Source organism: Rhodococcus jostii RHA1 (genome assembly GCF_000014565.1).
Taxonomy (GTDB): Bacteria; Actinomycetota; Actinomycetes; order Mycobacteriales; family Mycobacteriaceae; genus Rhodococcus_F; species Rhodococcus_F jostii_A.
Genome location: NC_008268.1, coordinates 4930891 through 4948043, shown reverse-complemented (window position 1 = coordinate 4948043; position 17153 = coordinate 4930891). Strand labels below are relative to the sequence as shown.

Genomic DNA, 17153 nt, shown 5'->3' with positions numbered 1-17153 from the left:
GGGGCCGGTCGGGGCCGGCTCCGCGAATGCACCGCAGAGACTGGAACCTGTGCCAGATTTCAGCTGATTCCGCTCTCGGACTGGAGAGGTATTTCGATGCACATCACCTACACACCGCAGCAGCAGCAGCTGCGGGAAGAGCTGCGCGCGTACTTCGCGAAGCTGATGACGCCGGAGCGTCGAGAGGCACTGGCCGCCACCACCGGCGAATACGGCGAGGGCAACGTCTACCGCGACGTCGTCGCCCAGATGGGCAAGGACGGCTGGCTGACGCTCGGGTGGCCCAAGGAGTACGGCGGCCAGGAACGGTCGGCCATGGAGCAGCTGATCTTCACGGATGAGGCCGCCATCGCCGGCGCCCCGGTCCCCTTCCTCACCATCAACTCGGTGGCACCGACGATCATGCACTTCGGCACCCCCGAGCAGAAGTCGTTCTTCCTGCCCAAGATCTCCGCCGGCGAACTGCACTTCTCCATCGGCTACTCCGAGCCCGAAGCGGGCACCGACCTCGCCAGCCTGCGCACGACCGCCGTCAAGGACGGCGACGACTACGTCATCAACGGACAGAAGATGTGGACGAGCCTGATCGCGTACGCCGACTACGTGTGGCTGGCCTGCCGTACCGATCCCGAAGCCAAGAAGCACAAGGGCATCAGCATGCTGATCGTCCCGACCACCGCCGAAGGCTTCTCGTACACCCCCGTCCACACGATGGCGGGTCCGGACACGAGCGCCACCTACTATCAGGACGTTCGGGTTCCGTCGTCCGCGCTGGTCGGCCCCGAACACGGCGGCTGGGCACTGATCACCAATCAGCTCAACCACGAGCGCGTCGCCCTCACCTCCGCCGGTCCGGTCCTCACCGCCCAGCGTGAAGTGCGCGAATGGGCGCAGAACACCAAACTGCCGGACGGCCGCCGCGTCATCGACCAGGAATGGGTGCAGATCAATCTGGCCCGGGTCCACGCCAAGGCCGAGTACCTCAAGTTGATGAACTGGGAGATCGCCTCGTCCACCGACCACGCGCCGGGCCCGGAGGCGGCGTCGGCCAACAAGGTCTACGGCACGGAGTTCGCCACGGAGGCGTACCGGCTGCTGATGGAGATCCTCGGACCTTCGGCCACGCTGCGGCAGAACTCCCCCGGTGTCCTGCTGCGCGGGCGACTCGAACGGATGCACCGGTCGTCGCTGATCCTCACGTTCGGCGGCGGAACCAACGAGGTGCAGCGCGACATCATCGCCATGACCGCCCTCGGCCTGCCCCCAGCGAAGCGTTAGGACTACGACAATGGACTTCACCCCCACCGAGGCCCAGCAGGATCTGGCCGGCCTCACCAAAGGAATCGTCTCGGACCTCGTCACCAACGACCGTCTCCGTGAACTCGACGACGCGGAGGACCGCCTCGATCGCCGGCTGTGGTCCGCACTCGCGTCGTCCGGCGTCCTGAGCGCCGCGCTGCCGGAGTCGGTGGGCGGCGACGGTTTCGGCGTCCTCGAGCAGTGCAGCATCCTCGTCGAACTGGGCCGCGCCGTCGCGCCGGTGCCCTATCTGTCGTCGATCGTGATGGCGGCAGGCGCGATCGCGAAATACGGGACCGAGCAGCAGCGGTCCGACTGGGGTACTCCGGCCGCGTGTGGAGAGAAGATCCTCACCGTCGCCCTCGACGAGGAACTCAACGACAATCCGGGTGCACCCGTCACGCGCGCCGAACGCGGCGCGGACGGCTGGACCCTCGACGGCACCAAGATCGTCGTCGACGCGGCACCGTCCGGCGACCTCTTCCTGGTCCCGGCGACCACCCCGGACGGTGTGGCCGTCTTCCTCGTCCGCCCCGACGACGCCGGAGTGACCGTCACCCGCCAGCAGACCGTCGACCTGGCCAGCACCGGTGAGGTGACCCTCCACGGAGTGTCGCTGGCCGAGGACCGCGTGCTCGGCGCCGTCGACCGGGGCAGCGAGATCGTGGCATGGCTCGTCGAGCGCGGCTCGCTCGGCGCCTGCGCGTACCAGTACGGCGTCCTCGACGAAGCCCTGAAACTCACCGCCGCCTACGCCCGCGAGCGGGTGCAGTTCGGGCGGCCCATCGGCAGTTTCCAGGCCGTGGCCCAGCGCCTCGCGGACGGCTACATCGATGTGAAGGGCGTCCGGCTCACGCTGTGGCAGGCGGCGTGGCGGCTCAGCGAGGACCTGCCCAGCGAAGGCGACATCCAGACCGCCAACTTCTGGGCGTCCGACGCCGGGCACCGGGTGGCCCACACCCTCGTCCACGTCCACGGTGGCGTCGGACTCGACGAGGACCACCCCGTGCACCGGTACTTCCTCGCCGCCAAGGCACTCGAGTTCCGGCTCGGCTCGGCCACCCAGCAGCTGCGGATCCTCGGCGCCGAACTGGCCACCGTCCCGGCATGACCGCCACGCTCGCGCGCACGGTATCGGAACTGCTCCTGGGCGTCTCGAAGTCGGGCGCCCAGGGCCTGTACTTCGAGGACCGGTTCCTGTCGTGGTCCGAACACGTGCGGGCGAGCCTGCGGCGCGCCGCGATCCTCGAAGATCTGCTCGATGCACAGCGGCCCCGGCACTTCGGTGTCCTGATGGACAACGTCCCCGAGTTCTCGCTCCTCGCCGGGGCTGCGGCGCTGTCCGGCGCCGTCCTCGTGGGGCTCAACACCACTCGACGCGGAGAGGCGCTGGCCCGCGACATCGCGCTGGCCGACTGCCAGGTGGTCTTCACCGAATCCGGGCAGTCCGCGCTGCTGGACGGTCTCGACCCGGGTGTTCCCGTCGTCGACGTGGATTCCCGCGCATGGTCCGCCCTGCTCGCCTGCGAGCGCCCCGAATTCACGCCGAGGGCAGCCGCGGCCGGCGACCTGTTCATGCTCATCTTCACGTCCGGCACGAGCGGCGATCCGAAGGCGGTGCGCTGCACCCACGCGAAGATCACCGGGCCCGGCATCATGCTCGCCGAACGCTTCGGCCTGACCCCGGACGACGTCGTCTACATGTCGATGCCCATGTTCCATTCCAACGCCATGATGGCGGCATGGTCCGTGGCACTCGCGGGGCACAGCTCGATTGCGCTGCGGCGCAAGTTCTCCGCGTCCAACTTCCTGTCCGATGTGCGGAAGTTCGGCGTCACTTACGCCAACTACGTCGGAAAGCCGCTGTCGTATGTGCTGGCTACCCCGGAGTTGCCCGACGACGCCCACAACACCCTGCGAGTGATGTACGGCAACGAGGGGTCCGCGCCCGCGGTCGCGGCGTTCGCGCGCCGCTTCGGCACCGCGGTGGTCGACGGATTCGGCTCCACCGAGGGCGGTGTCGCCATCTCCGGCACCCCCGGGACGCCGGCAGGTTCTCTGGGCAAGCTCCCCGAGGGCATCGCGATCCTCGACCCCGAGACCGGCAAGCCTTGTCCCCCCGCCGAATTCGATTCCGCAGGCCGGGTGCTCAATGCCGAGGCCGCGACCGGCGAACTCGTCAACGTCGCGGGGTCCGGTGCGTTCGCGGGCTACTACAACAATCCCGAGGCCGACGCCGAGCGGATCCGCGACGGCAAGTACTGGAGCGGCGACCTCGCGTACCGGGACGCCGACGGGTTCGTGTACTTCGCGGGGCGTAGTTCCGGATGGTTGCGCGTCGACGGCGAGAACATCGGTTCGGCGCCCATCGAACGCATCCTGATGCGGTACGACGGCTTCGCCCAGGTGTCGGTGTACGCGGTGCCCGACCCCGAAACCGGGGACCGGGTGATGGCGGCCGTCGTCCCGACGCGTGACTTCGACCCGGTGGCCTTCACACGCTTCCTCGACGCGCAGTCCGACCTGGGTCCGAAGCAGCGTCCGAGTCTGATCCGGGTGTGTGCCGAGTTCCCGCGGACCGCCACGTTCAAGGTCCTCACCCGCGTGTTGAGCGCCGAGGCCGCCGAGTGCACCGATCCGGTGTGGGTCCGCGACGGAACCGGCTACTCCCCCAGGTGAGTGGCAAAGTGTGCTGACGCATACTTTGCCACTCACATCGGCTACCGGAAGCTGTCGAGGCGGGAGACCGCCGAGTCGAAGCCCTTGAGGAGTTCGTCCATCACCTCGGCCACCGGACGGATCTCGTTCATCCGACCGACGATCTGCCCCACCGGCATCGCGACGACATCCGGGTTCTCGGACGCGGCGATCCGCTGATGCGCCTCGCTGACCAGCAAATTCTGCAGCGGCATCGGCAGCGGCGCCGGTGCGTCCGGCTTCGACCAGGCGTCGGTCCACTTGGTCTTGAGCAGGCGCGCGGGCTTCCCCGAGTAGATCCGGGACCGCACCGTGTCGGCGGACGTCGCACCCAGCAGGGCACGCTGGATCGCCGACGGCCCCTCCGACGACGCGCTGCCGAGTTTGTACTCGGACGTGGTGAGCCAGTACGACCCCATCCACACCCCCGCCGCCCCCAGCGACAGCGCAGCAGCGACCTGACGTCCACTGCCGATACCCCCGGCCGCGAGGACCGCGGCGGAATCACCGATGGCATCCACGATCTCGGGAACCAGCACCATCGACGCGATCTCACCGGTGTGCCCACCGGCCTCGTACCCCTGCGCGATGACGATGTCGACACCGTTCGCGACGTGCCTGCGCGCGTGCTCGACGGCGCCGGCCAGCGCGGCCACCGGAACGCCCTTCTCGTGGGCCTGGTCGATGACGTCCTTCGGTGGCGAACCGAGGGCGTTGGCGATCAACGCAATTCGATGATTCAGCGCGACGTCCACATGCGAACGCGCCACCGAGTGCAGCCAGCCGAGCACACCGGTCGCGTGTTCGGCACCCGAATCCAACGGCGGCACCCCCAGATCGGCCAGGGTCCGGTCGACGAACGCGCGGTGTTCCGCGGGGATCAGCGACTCGAGGTCCACCGACGTGCCCTCGGTGGGCACCTTCGCCGGCATCACGATGTCGACGCCGTACGGCTTGCCGTCGGTGTTCTCATCCATCCACGACAGGACGGCCTCGAGCTCCTCGGGGTCGTTGAACCGGACGCAGCCGAGCACACCCAGACCGCCGGCCCGGGAGATCGCCGCGGCAACGTCTTCGGAGGGAGTGAACCCGAAGACCGGGTACTCGATGCCGAACTTCTCGCTCAAACTCGTGTGCATTTACGCGCCTTTGCTTTCGGGCGAGCCGTTGCCGTTGTGGTCGTCGGCCGGTCGGGTCTCGGTCTGTTCCTTGGCCCAGCGGTAGTCGGGCTTACCCGCCGGCGAGCGCTTGATCTCGTCGACGAACCAGAGGCTGCGCGGAACCTTGTATCCCGCAATCTCCTTGCGCGCCGCGTCGGCGATCTCGTGCAGGCCCGGCCGCGCCCCACCCCGGGTCTGGATGACGGCGGCGACGCGCTGGCCGAAGCGTTCGTCGGGAATGCCGACCACGAGCGCGTCGAAGACGTCGGGATGCGACTTGAGGGCGCCCTCGACCTCCTCGGGGAAGATCTTCTCGCCGCCGCTGTTGATCGACACCGAGCCGCGGCCGAGCATTGTCACCGTGCCGTCCGCCTCCACCTGCGCGAAGTCGCCCGGGATGGAGTAGCGGATGCCGTTGATCTCCTTGAACGTGGCCTTGGTCTTCTCTTCGTCCTTGTAGTAGCCGATCGGGATGTGCCCCTTGCGCGCCAGGATGCCGACCACGCCGGACCCGGGCTCCACCGGGTTCCCGTCCTCGCCGAGGACGGACGTGGACGCGTCGATCTTCACCGTCGGGCCGCCGCCGTGCGAGTCGCCCTTCGCGACCACGCTGAGGCCGCCGAAACCGGTCTCGGACGAACCGATGGAGTCGGTGATCATCCGGTTGGGCAGCAGTTCGAGGTACTTCTCCTTGATGCTGGGCGAGAACAGTGCCGCCGAACTCGCCATCAGGAACAGCGACGACAGGTCGTAGGGTTCGCCGCTCGCCTTGTCGCCCTCCACCAGCGCGTCGAGCATCGGCCGCGCCATCGCGTCGCCGGTGATGAAGATGAGGTTGACCTTGTGCTGATCGACGATCCGCCACACGTCGTGGCCGTCGAATTCGGGGTGCATCACGCACTTTCCGCCGCCGAACAGACTCTGGAACACCGCCCACTGGCTGCCGCCGTGGATCATCGGCGGGATCGGGAAGCGGGTCATGCCGGGGCTCTCGGCGCCCAGCTTCGCGAGATCCCACTCGTCCTCGACGTATTCACCGGTCATGAAGTTGATGCCGCCGCCGAGCACCCGCCAGACGTCCTCGTGACGCCACATGACGCCCTTGGGCTTGCCGGTGGTGCCACCGGTGTAGAGCATGTACAGGTCGTCGCCAGTGCGCTCGCCGAAGTCGCGGTCGGGGGAACCCTGCGCGAGTGCGGCCTCGTATTCGATGCCCTCGTACTCGAGATCGGTGCCGTCCTCGACCACGACGGTGGTCTTCAGGAGCGGCGTCTCGGGGAGCACGTTCGCCACCTTGTCGGAGTAGCGGCGCTCGTGAACGAGCGCGACCATGTCCGAATTGTCGAAGATGTATTGCAACTCGTTCTCGATGTACCGGTAGTTGACGTTCACCATCACGGCACGGATCTTGAAGACCGCCACCATGGCCTCGATGGCCTCGATGGTGTTCCGGCAGTAGATGCCCACTTTGTCGCCGGGCTGAACACCCTGTTCGCGCAGGTAGTGGCCGAGGCGATTGGCCCTCTCCTCCATCTGCGCGTACGTCACTTCCCGGTCGTCGGACACCAACGCGACGCGGTCCGGAACGAGGTCGATTGCGTGCTCTACGAGGTCTGCGATATTAAGGGCCACGTCAACAAAGTAGAACGTGTTACCGTTTCTGGCAAGACCCAATTTGAGAGCCAGCTCACACACCCTTCGGGAGACTTCAGTGTCCTCTACAACGACCGAGAAATCCGACATTTCGGCACAGTCGCCGCACTGCCTCGTGGAGAAGCGCGGGCACGTCCTCATCGTCACGATGAACCGCCCCGAGGCGAAGAACGCGCTGTCCGGCGAAATGATGGCGATCATGCGGGACGCGTGGGATCAGGTCGACTCCGACCCGGACATCCGGGTCGCCATCCTCACCGGCGCAGGCGGCGCATTCTGCGCGGGCGCCGACCTCAAGGCCATGACGTCGCAGCACCCCGGCGACTCGTTCTCCGGCGGCGGCTGGGACCTGTCCAAGATCGAGGCGCTCCTGAAGGGACGGCGCCTCACCAAGCCCCTCATCGCCGCAGTCGAGGGTCCCGCCATCGCCGGCGGCACCGAGATCCTGCAGGGCACCGACATCCGCATCGCCGGAGAGAGCGCCAAATTCGGTGTCTCCGAAGCCAAATGGGGACTCTTCCCCCTCGGCGGCTCCGCCGTGCGCCTCGTCCGGCAGATCCCATACACCGTCGCCGCCGACATCCTGCTCACCGGACGCCACATCAAAGCCCCCGAGGCCAAGGAGATCGGCCTCATCGGACACGTCGTCCCCGACGGTCAGGCCCTCGACAAGGCCCTCGAACTCGCCGACCTCATCTCCGCCAACGGACCCCTCGCCGTCCAGGCGATCCTGAAGACCATCCGCGACACCGAAGGCATGCACGAGGAGGAGGCCTTTCAAGTCGACGCCGCGCTCGGCACCGAGGTCTTCAAGAGCGCCGACGCGAAGGAAGGCCCCCGCGCCTTCTCCGAAAAGCGCGCGCCGAAATTCGAGGGCCGCTGACCCGGGGTGCACTGATCCCGGGTGAATGTACCGTTCGGCGCAGCTAGGGCGCCGAGAGGTACATTCGCCCAGGGTGTGAGGGCTATCCACTGCCCGCTACTTATCCACAGGCTCACCAAATCGCCTGGTGACCGAGCACGCCGCCGACACCGGATGAGCCATCATCGACTCCATGCGACGGGGAGTGTGGGGGCATCGCCTCGAAGACCTGTACGGAGTGAGCCGGTCCGGAATCATCCGCACCGCCGAGTTGAGGCAGTGGGGTGTGTCGAATTCGGCGATCGACGCTCGATGCCGTCCGGGCGGGCCGTGGCAACGCATCCTTCCGGGTGTCGTGATGCTCGGCAACGGTCGGCCGACCGCGCGTCAGCGTGCGGTGGCCGCGATCGTGCTCAGCGGCGAGAACGCAGTGCTCACCGGGCGGGCCGCGCTGCACGAATACGGCTACGGAACGTCGTACTCGGGCGACGCCCATGTTCTGATTGCCACGCATCGGCGCGTGCAGTCCACAGGCTTCGTTCTCGTCGAACGTACGACGCGGTTGCCGGTGCCGGTGACGCGCAACGGGCTTCCCTGCGCCCCGCTACCACGCGCGTTGCTCGATGCGGCACGACGGTGCCGCACCCTGGACAGCACTCGATCCCTCATCGCCGAGGTGGTCCAGCGAGGCGAGGTGAGCGTCGCCGAACTGATCGCGGAGTTGGACTCGGGTAGTGGACGGGGTGCAGCACTCCCCCGGACAGTGCTGCGCGAAGTGAGTGCCGACGTCCACTCGGTGTCCGAAGCCGAAGCCCGCAGACTGTGGTTGCGCAGCGGACTGCCACGAATGGTCTTCAACCGCAGGATCGTCGACGCCGCCGGGCAGTTCATCGCCATGCCGGACGGCTGGATCGACGACGTCGCATTTGCGTGGGACATCGACTCCCTCGACTGGCATCTGGCGCCGAAGGCGTACAAGTCGACCGTCGAGCGCCGCACCCGGATGCAGAACCACGGCATCATCGTGCTGCCGACGCTACCGAGCGCTGTCCGCGACGACCCCGACCGCGTGATCGCCGACCTCCGGTCGCACTATCAGCTGGCGTCGTCCCGCCCCCGGCCGGAGGTCCGGATGCTCGAAGCGCGCGGGTGAATGCACCGTTCAACGCCTCAGGTGCGCCGAAAGGTACATTCGCCCGGCCGGGGGAGGTCAGCCGCGGACCGCCGCGGACAGTTCGCGGACGTGGTCGGCGTCGCGGCAGGAGACGAGGAGCATGGTGACGCCGGCGTCGGCCCAGCGTTTGACGTCGGCGCGGACTTCGTCGACGTTGCCGATGATCATGGTCTCGGTGACCATCTCGTCGGGGACGACGGCGGCCGCTTCGTCTTTGCGGCCTGCGCGGAAGAGGCGCCCGATTTCCTCGACCTGCTCGCCGTAGCCCATGCGGGTGTAGACCTGGGCGTGGAAGTTGAGTTCGGGGGCGCCCATGCCGCCGACGTACAGCGCGGTGATCGGTTTGAGGCCGGCGATGGCGGCGGCGCGGTCGTCGGTGACGATCACCTGACAGGTGGCCGCGACTTCGAAGTCTTCGCGGCTGCGTCGGGCGCCGGGGCGGGCGAAGCCTTCGTCGAGCCATTCGTTGTACATGGGCGCGAGGCGCGGCGAGTAGTAGATGGCGAGCCAGCCGTCGGCGATCTCGGCGGTGAGCGCGACGTTCTTCGGACCTTCGGCGCCGAGCCAGATGGGGATGTCGGCACGGAGCGGGTGAGTGATCGGCTTGAGCGGTTTCCCGAGGCCGGTGCTGCCGGCGCCGGTGTAGGGCAGCGGGAAGTGCGGGCCGTCGCTGGTGACGGGTTCCTCCCGCGACAGCACCTTCCGGATGATGGAGACGTATTCGCGGGTGCGGGCGAGCGGTTTCGTGAACGGCTGCCCGTACCACCCTTCGACGACCTGCGGCCCGGACACGCCGAGTCCGAGGATGGCCCGGCCGCCGCTGAGGTGGTCGAGGGTGAGTGCGTGCATGGCGGTGCTGGTGGGTGTGCGGGCGGAGATCTGGACGACGGACGTGCCCAGACGGACGCGTCGGGTGCTCGAACCCCACCAGGCGAGGGGGGTGAAGGCGTCGGATCCCCACGATTCGGCGGCGAAGACGGCGTCGAATCCTTCGGCTTCGGCGGCGGCGATCAACTCCGGGACATTCGCCGGCGGCTGTGCGCCCCAGTATCCCAGTTGCAACCCGAGCTTCATCGTGTGCCTCCGCATCGACCGTCGTCATAAGTGACCCTTGCCACAAACACTAGAACCTGTTCTACTCGAAGTTGTGAGCATGGGAAAGAGCGCGGTGGCCGAAAAATTCTCGAACGAACCGTTGAGCGCCCCGCTGAAACTTCAATTCGACTACACCCGATCGGTGGGTCCGACCATCGGAGCCTTCGTGACCGCGCTGCGCGACCGCAAGGTCATCGGCGCCCGCGGTTCGGACGGACGCGTCTACGTGCCACCGCCCGAATTCGACCCGAACACCGCCGACCCTCTCACCGACTTCGTCGGGGTTTCCGACGCCGGGACCGTGGTGAGCTGGACGTGGATGCCGGAACCGATTGCCGGACAGCCACTCACCACGCCCTTCGCGTGGGCGCTGATCACGCTCGACGGCGCCGACACGTCCCTGGTGCATGCCGTGGACGTCGGCTCCCCCGCCGCAATGAGCACGGGTATGCGGGTCCGGGCGAGATGGGCGCAGGAGCGCGTCGGGCGCATCCAGGACATCGTGTGCTTCGAGCCCGGGGAGTCGGCGGGCGAACCCGAACCGACCACGGAGTCGGAACCGGTCACGATGGTCACGACGCCGATCGATCTCGACTACATGCACTCCGCCTCCGCAGAGGAGAGCTACTACCTCCGAGGGCTGAAGGCGGGCAAGCTGATCGGTGGTCGCACCGGACCGGACGGCAAGGTGTACATCCCGCCGCGCAGCGCCAACCCCACCGACGGCATCCCGACGAAGGAACAGGTGGAACTGCCGGACAGGGGCATCGTCACCACGTTCTGCATCGTGAACGTCCCGTTCCTCGGACAGCGGATCAAGCCGCCGTACGTCGCCGCCTACGTGCTTCTCGACGGCGCGGACATCGCGTTCCTGCACCTGATCCTCGACTGCGACGCCACCGACGTGCGGATGGGCATGCGCGTGGAGGCCAAGTGGAAGCCGCGCGAGGAGTGGGGTTACACCCTCGAGAACATCGAGTACTTCAGGCCGACGGGTGAGCCCGACGCCGAGTACGACACCTACAAACACCACCTGTAAGGGCGCGGCACAATGACAGATATCGCAGTCGTCGGGTTCGCGCACGCACCGCACGTGCGCGAGACCACCGGCACCACCAACGGCGTCGAGATGCTGGTTCCCTGCTTCCAGCAGCTGTACGAGGACCTCGGAATCACCAAGTCCGACATCGGTTTCTGGTGTTCGGGGTCGTCGGACTACCTGGCCGGCCGTTCATTCTCCTTCATCTCCGCCGTCGACTCGATCGGGGCGGTTCCGCCGATCAACGAGTCGCACGTCGAGATGGATGCGGCGTGGGCGTTCTACGAGGCCTGGATCAAGATCATGACCGGCGAGGTCGACACCGCCCTCGTCTACGGCTTCGGGAAGTCGTCGGCGGGCAACCTCCGCAAGATCCTGTCGATGCAACTCGACCCCTACCTGGTCACCCCGCTCGCGCTCGACTCCGTGTCGCTCGCCGGACTGCAGGCCCGCCTCGGACTCGATGCCGGAAAGTGGACGTCCGAGGAGATGGCGGCCGTGGCCGCGCGCAGCCGGGCCGCGGCGGAGAGCAATCCGAACACCCAGCTGTCGGGGCACGTCGACATCAACGCACTGCTCGCCAGCCCGTTCGTCGCGGACCCGTTGCGCGCCCACGACTGTGCACCGATCACGGACGGCGCCGCCGCTGTCGTGCTCGCCGCGGGCGATCGTGCCCGTGAGCTGTGTGAGCGGCCGGCGTGGATCACCGGGATCGAGCATCGGATCGATTCCCCGAACTTCGGTGCCCGCGACCTGACGGTCTCGCCGTCGACGACGGCGTCCGCCCGCGCCGCCACCGGAGGGGACGTCGGCGGAATCGACGTGGCCGAACTGCACGGGCCGTTCACCCATCAGGAACTGATCCTCCGCGAGGCCATCGGACTGTCCGATGCGACGGCGATCAATCCGTCGGGCGGCCCGCTGAGCGGGAATCCGATGTTCGCGGCGGGTCTGGAACGCATAGGTTACGCAGCCAAGGCCATCATGGACGGCAACGCCGGGCGCACGCTGGCGCACGCTACGAGTGGTGCTGTGCTGCAACAGAATCTGGTCGCAGTCTTGGAGGGACGCAACTGATGGCGAATCAATTGGCCGCGGTGCTCGGCACCGGTCAGACGCATTACGTGGCGAAGCGGCACGACGTGTCCATGGCGGGGCTGGTTCGCGAGGCGATCGACCGCGCGATGGAAGACGCCCGGGTGGGCTGGGACGACATCGACGCCGTCGTGATCGGGAAGGCCCCCGACCTCTTCGAGGGTTCGATGATGCCGGAGCTCGCGATGTCGGACGCGCTGGGCGCCAACGGCAAACCGCTCCTGCGCGTGCACACCGCAGGCTCGGTCGGGGGCTCGACCGCGGTGGTCGCGTCGAGTCTCGTGAAGTCGGGGGTGCACAAGCGGGTGCTGACGGTGGCGTGGGAGAAGCAGTCCGAGTCGAATGCCATGTGGGCGCTGTCCACCCCCATTCCATTCCACATGCCGGTCGGCGCGGGCGCGGGCGGCTACTTCGCCCCGCACGTCCGCTCGTACATCCGGCGGTCGGGCGCACCCGATCACATCGGCGCGATGGTGGCGGTGAAGGACCGGCTGAACGGCAGCCTCAATCCGTACGCCCACCTCAAGCAACCCGACATCACGCTCGAATCCGTGCAGGCCTCGCAGATGCTGTGGGATCCCATCCGCTACGACGAGACGTGTCCGTCCTCGGACGGCGCCTGCGCGATGGTGATCGGCAACGAGGAGGCAGCCGAGCAGGTCACGGCGGACGGTCGTGAGGTGGCCTGGATCCACGCCACCGCGATGCGCACCGAGCCCACCACGTTCGCGGGACGCGACCAGGTGAATCCGCAGGCCGGCCGGGACGCGGCGGCCGCGCTGTGGAAGGCCGCGGGCATCAAGGACCCGCTCGACGAGATCGACGTGGCCGAAATCTACGTCCCCTTCTCCTGGTTCGAACCGATGTGGCTCGAGAATCTGGGCTTCGTCTCCGAGGGTGAGGGCTGGAAACTCACCGAGGCGGGCGAGACCGCGATCGGCGGCCGGCTTCCGCTCAACGCGTCCGGCGGCGTCCTGTCGTCCAACCCCATCGGCGCCTCGGGCATGATCCGGTTCGCCGAGTCGGCGATGCAGGTGATGCACCGCGCCGGCGACCATCAGGTGAAGGACGCACGCAAGGCACTCGGCCACGCCTATGGCGGCGGTTCGCAGTACTTCTCGATGTGGGTGGTCGGTTCCGACCGGCCGAACAATTAGGAGCGGGACATCACCATGAAGTTCACCGTCGGCATCGCCATGAATCCCCTCGACCAACTGCCTGCTCTCGCGAGAACAGCCGAGGAGTGCGGGTTCTCGTCCATCGCCCTCCCCGACTCACTGTTCTTCATGGAGAAGCAGAGCGCCGACTACCCGTACACACCGGACGGCTCGCGGATGTGGAACGAGGAAACCCCGTGGGTGGATCCGCTGATCGCGGCGGCCGCGATGGGCGCGGTGACGTCGAAGATCGAGTTCTACACCCAGGTCCTCAAACTGGGCTCCCGCAACCCGGTGCTCCTCGCCCGCCAGGTGGGTTCGGTCGCCAACCTCATCGGTAACCGTTTCGGTTTCGGCGTCGGGATCGGCTGGGCACCCGAAGAATTCGAATGGTGCGGAGTGCCGTACAAGAAGCGTGGTGCGCGCGTCGACGAGATGATCGACGTCATCAAGCTGATCCTCGGCGGCGGCATGGTCGAGTACCACGGCGAGTTCTTCGACTTCGACCGCCTGCAGATGAGCCCGGCGCCGACGAAGCCGGTGCCGTTCTACGTCGGCGGGCACACCGATGTCGCGCTGCGGCGCGCCGCCCGGGTGGGCGACGGCTGGACGTCCGCGATGATCAAGTTCGACGATCTCGTCCAGGTCATCGCGCGATTGCGGGAACTCCGGGAGGAGTACGGCCGAGCCGATCTGCCCTACGAGATCCAGACCGTGTGCATCGACCGTTTCGGCAAGGACGGCTACGCCGAATTGGCGGACGCCGGAGTGACCGACACGATCGTCGTCCCGTGGGTTTTCGACGGCATCGGCTTCGACGGACCACTCGAGGCCAAGCAGGACTCGCTGCGCAAGTTCGCCGACCAGTACATCGGATAGGGGTGTGGACATGACGACGACGGACCATCCTGCCCGCCTCGCCGGGCAGGCTTCCCGCGAGGCGGCGAGCGGCAGGCGCAAGGACGAGTGGCTGGCCCTGTTCGCCGAGGACGCTGTTGTCGAAGACCCGGTCGGCCCTTCGGGTTTCGATCCCGAAGGCAAGGGTCACCGCGGCCTCGACGCGATCTCGCGGTTCTACGACATGACGATCGCGACCACCGAATCGCTCGAGTTCCTCATCTCCGATTCACTGGTGTGCGGGAACGAGAACGTGAACATCGGGACCATCCGGTCCACGGTGGCGGGATCTCGGATCGACGCCGAGGGCGTGTTCATCTACCGCGTGAACGAGGACGGCAAGATCACGTCCCTGCGGGCCTTCTGGGAGGTCGAGCGGGCGATGAAGACACTGCGCAAGGCCTGAATGCCCCGAATCACGTGCCGGCGTCGTCGAGGCGCCGGACGAAGAGGATCGCGTCGAGTTCGCCGAGGCCGGCGGGGTCCAGCGGGAAGTACGTGGAGTTGCCCGACGGATCGGCACGCTTCTCCACGTCGCCGATCCTGCGGGCCACCGGCGCGGCAGGTACGAGACAGCTCTCCCCCACGGCGAAGAGCCGGCCCTCGACGGAGTCGGGTGGCGGCGTCCCGATGTCGTGTCCGGGCGCCTCCCCGACGGCCCCACCGATGACCGTGTACGCATCGCCGAGCCGCAGGCCCAGGTGGGCACCGGCGCACCACCAGTGCAGATGCAGTCCGGCGAGATCCCAGTGGGTTTCGCCTTTCGACAGATGGCCGTTGTGAGCGAAGACGAACGTCGGGCCTCGGTCGGCCTCCCGCTGCACCAGCGCGGACAGGTTGTCCGCCATGAGGGTGTCGCGGATTCCCAGGAGCCTCGTGATGCGGCGTGGAGAGTTCTCGGCCATTCCCGCGTGATAACTGAGCAGGCGGGTGGCGACGCGACCGTGAAGCTCGGCCTCCCACACTTCGTCTCGCGTGCCTTCGTCGACGAGGCGAGGCGCCTGCGACGCGAGCAGCGTCATCAGGTCGTCGGCGACGAGACGCAACTCGACGGCCTCGTGGGTGGCACCGACGGCCTGGGCCGGGTCCATGGCGACGGCCGGGTTGCTCCAGCGGTCGTCGTCGCCGATCAGCGCGGAGATCCTGTCCGGAGTGCAGGGCAGATCCTGCTCGTCGAGGTGGGTCCGCAGGTAGGTGTCGAGGAAGGTCAGGGCCTGCCTCGGGCTGTCCGCGGACGTCATCTCGATGGGGGCGTCGAATCCGAAGAATCGGAGTTGCTCGTCCGGTTCGCGTCGACGGTTGTATTCGGCCATCCACTCGATCAGGTCGCGGTTCGCCCGGGACTCACCGAAGCCGTGGCTGAAACCGTGCTGCATGACGTCGTCGAGCGACCGATGGTCCGCACCCCGCACGAAGGAGTCGACGAGTATCCCCTTCAGGCAACTGCTTTCGATCGCGATGGAGCGATAGCCCTCGTGTTCGACGAGGAACCGGAACACCTGATTGCGGAGCAGTACGAAGCTCTCCTCCCCGTGCATGGGCTCGCCGAACCCGAGGAGACGGGGCGCGGGGTCCAGGCGGCGGAGGAATGCGCCGATGGCAGCGGTGACGCTCGGGTCTCCCGGCGCCGAGAACATGCCACCCAGGTCGTGGACGATGGACCGCACAGTCACGACCTACTCCCACCTTCCTCGGACAGAAGGAGAACAGCGGCGCCGGAGAGGATGAGGGTGCCCTCCGACGCCGCTGAATCAGGGGGTCAGTGTCTGACCGGGCAACCGCCTGACGCAGTCTTGTAATCGACCTGAAACTCCTTGATACCGTTGAGCCAGCCCGAGCGCAACCGCCGCGGATCTCCCAGCTTACTGATATCGGGCAGGTGATCCGCAATCGCATTGAAGATCAGGTCGATCTCGAGTCGCGCCAGATTGGCGCCGAGGCAGAAGTGTGCGCCCGTTCCGCCGAATCCGACGTGCGGGTTGTTCTCCCGCATGATGTCGAACTTCTCCGGGTTCTCGAACGCGTCCTCGTCGAAGTTCGCGGAGCCGTACAGCATTACGACTCGCTGCCCCTTCTTGATCTGCACTCCGCCGAGTTCGGTGTCTTCCAGTGCGGTGCGCTGGAACGAGTTGACCGGGGTCGCCCACCGGACGATCTCGTCCGCCGTCGTCTTGGGGCGCTCCTTCTTATAGAGCTCCCACTGATCGGGATGGTCCAGGAACGCCATCATCCCGTGTGTGATGGCATTGCGGGTGGTCTCGTTGCCTGCGACCGCCAGCAGGATCACGAAGAAACCGAATTCCTCGGGAGAAAGCTCATTTCCATCGATATCCGCTTCGATCAGCGTCGTGACGATGTCGTCGGCGGGGCACTTCTTGCGCTCGTCCGCCATCTGGTACGCGTAGCCGAGGATCTCCATCGACGCGGCCTGCGGGTCGATGTCCAGCTCGGGGTCGTCGTAGCCCGTCATCTGGTTCGACCAGTCGAAGACCTTCAGGCGATCCTCCTGCGGCACACCGAGCAGTTCGGCGATCGCCTGCAGCGGAAGTTCACACGCCACCTGGGTGACGAAGTCGCCTGCCCCCGATTCGGCGGCCTCCTTCACGATCTTCTCGGCGCGTTCGGTGAGTTCTTCGCGCAGGCTGTTGATCGCGCGGGGCGTGAAGCCGCGGGAGACGAGTTTGCGGAGCTTGGTGTGCTCGGGAGCGTCCTTGTTGATGAGGATGAACCGCTGCATCTCGATGTTCTCGCGCGGAATGTCGTCGGCGAAGCGCACGATCGCGGTGTTCTCGTGTGTGGAGAAGACGTCGCTGCGCCGCGACACCTCCTTGACGTCCTCGAGCTTGCTGACGACCCAGTAGCCGTCGTCGTGGAAGCCACCGATCTCCGGCGGCTGCGGGTTCCACCAGATCGGGGCAGTCTTCCGCAGTTCGGCGAATTCCTGGTAGGGGATGCGCTCTGCGTAGACGTCCGGGTCGGTGAAGTCGAAACCCTCTGGAAGATTGGGCTGCGCCACTGCTGTCTC

At 67.0% G+C, this 17153-nt stretch carries 15 protein-coding genes; 10 read left to right on the top strand and 5 right to left on the bottom strand.

Annotated elements, in window-relative coordinates:
• Nucleotides 1-96: 96 nt before the first annotated feature.
• From RHA1_RS22905 to RHA1_RS22895, 3 genes are read left to right on the top strand one after another with little or no spacing between them, the layout of a single operon-like run.
• Nucleotides 97-1278 (top strand): acyl-CoA dehydrogenase family protein, encoded by a 1182-nt coding sequence (locus RHA1_RS22905; protein ID WP_009477760.1) that lies wholly within the window; start codon nt 97-99, stop codon nt 1276-1278.
• Between the two features lie 10 nt (nt 1279-1288).
• Nucleotides 1289-2410 carry an acyl-CoA dehydrogenase family protein gene (locus tag RHA1_RS22900; protein ID WP_011597036.1) on the top strand — a complete coding sequence of 374 codons (1122 nt, stop codon included), beginning with the start codon at nt 1289-1291 and terminating at the stop codon, nt 2408-2410.
• A complete protein-coding gene (locus RHA1_RS22895; RefSeq protein WP_011597035.1) occupies nt 2407-3978 on the top strand; it encodes a long-chain-fatty-acid--CoA ligase in 1572 nt (523 codons plus the stop codon). Before RHA1_RS22900 ends, RHA1_RS22895 begins: the two co-directional genes overlap by 4 nt.
• 41 nt (nt 3979-4019) lie before the next feature.
• Here RHA1_RS22895 and RHA1_RS22890 read toward each other — a convergent pair whose 3' ends face one another.
• Nucleotides 4020-5135, bottom strand: a complete 1116-nt coding sequence (locus RHA1_RS22890) for an NAD(P)H-dependent flavin oxidoreductase (RefSeq protein ID WP_011597034.1) — start codon at nt 5133-5135, stop codon at nt 4020-4022.
• A complete protein-coding gene (locus RHA1_RS22885) occupies nt 5136-6788 on the bottom strand; it encodes an acyl-CoA synthetase (protein ID WP_009477756.1) in 1653 nt (550 codons plus the stop codon). It lies immediately after the preceding gene.
• A 79-nt stretch (nt 6789-6867) separates the two neighbouring features.
• On the opposite strand from RHA1_RS22885, the gene RHA1_RS22880 reads away from it, so the two are divergent.
• Nucleotides 6868-7692 (top strand): crotonase/enoyl-CoA hydratase family protein, encoded by an 825-nt coding sequence (locus tag RHA1_RS22880; RefSeq protein WP_011597033.1) that lies wholly within the window; start codon nt 6868-6870, stop codon nt 7690-7692.
• Between the two features lie 172 nt (nt 7693-7864).
• Entirely contained in the window at nt 7865-8824 is a 960-nt protein-coding gene (locus RHA1_RS22875) for a hypothetical protein (protein ID WP_029539608.1), read from the top strand.
• Nucleotides 8825-8881: 57 nt separating this feature from the next.
• Here the strand turns inward: RHA1_RS22875 and RHA1_RS22870 are convergent, their stop codons facing one another.
• Entirely contained in the window at nt 8882-9919 is a 1038-nt protein-coding gene (locus tag RHA1_RS22870) for an LLM class F420-dependent oxidoreductase (protein ID WP_011597031.1), read from the bottom strand.
• A 79-nt stretch (nt 9920-9998) separates the two neighbouring features.
• On the opposite strand from RHA1_RS22870, the gene RHA1_RS22865 reads away from it, so the two are divergent.
• The 5 genes from RHA1_RS22865 to RHA1_RS22845 are packed head-to-tail and all read left to right on the top strand — an operon-like array spanning nt 9999 to nt 14534.
• A complete protein-coding gene (locus RHA1_RS22865; RefSeq protein WP_041811882.1) occupies nt 9999-10979 on the top strand; it encodes a Zn-ribbon domain-containing OB-fold protein in 981 nt (326 codons plus the stop codon).
• A gap of 12 nt (nt 10980-10991) precedes the next feature.
• Nucleotides 10992-12056: a thiolase family protein gene (locus RHA1_RS22860; RefSeq protein WP_009477751.1), complete on the top strand. Its 1065-nt coding sequence runs from the start codon at nt 10992-10994 to the stop codon at nt 12054-12056.
• Nucleotides 12056-13231 carry a thiolase family protein gene (locus tag RHA1_RS22855; RefSeq protein ID WP_009477750.1) on the top strand — a complete coding sequence of 392 codons (1176 nt, stop codon included), beginning with the start codon at nt 12056-12058 and terminating at the stop codon, nt 13229-13231. Before RHA1_RS22860 ends, RHA1_RS22855 begins: the two co-directional genes overlap by 1 nt.
• A gap of 15 nt (nt 13232-13246) precedes the next feature.
• Nucleotides 13247-14110, top strand: a complete 864-nt coding sequence (locus RHA1_RS22850) for a TIGR03619 family F420-dependent LLM class oxidoreductase (RefSeq protein ID WP_011597029.1) — start codon at nt 13247-13249, stop codon at nt 14108-14110.
• A gap of 10 nt (nt 14111-14120) precedes the next feature.
• The gene (locus tag RHA1_RS22845; RefSeq protein WP_011597028.1) at nt 14121-14534 is read left to right on the top strand and encodes a nuclear transport factor 2 family protein; all 414 of its coding nucleotides are present in this window, start codon (nt 14121-14123) and stop codon (nt 14532-14534) included.
• Between the two features lie 10 nt (nt 14535-14544).
• Here the strand turns inward: RHA1_RS22845 and RHA1_RS22840 are convergent, their stop codons facing one another.
• Both RHA1_RS22840 and RHA1_RS22835 read right to left on the bottom strand, forming a co-directional pair.
• A complete protein-coding gene (locus RHA1_RS22840; protein WP_011597027.1) occupies nt 14545-15801 on the bottom strand; it encodes an erythromycin esterase family protein in 1257 nt (418 codons plus the stop codon).
• A gap of 86 nt (nt 15802-15887) precedes the next feature.
• On the bottom strand, nt 15888-17144 hold the full coding sequence (locus RHA1_RS22835; protein ID WP_009477746.1) for a cytochrome P450: 1257 nt from the start codon (nt 17142-17144) through the stop codon (nt 15888-15890).
• Nucleotides 17145-17153 lie beyond the last annotated feature (9 nt).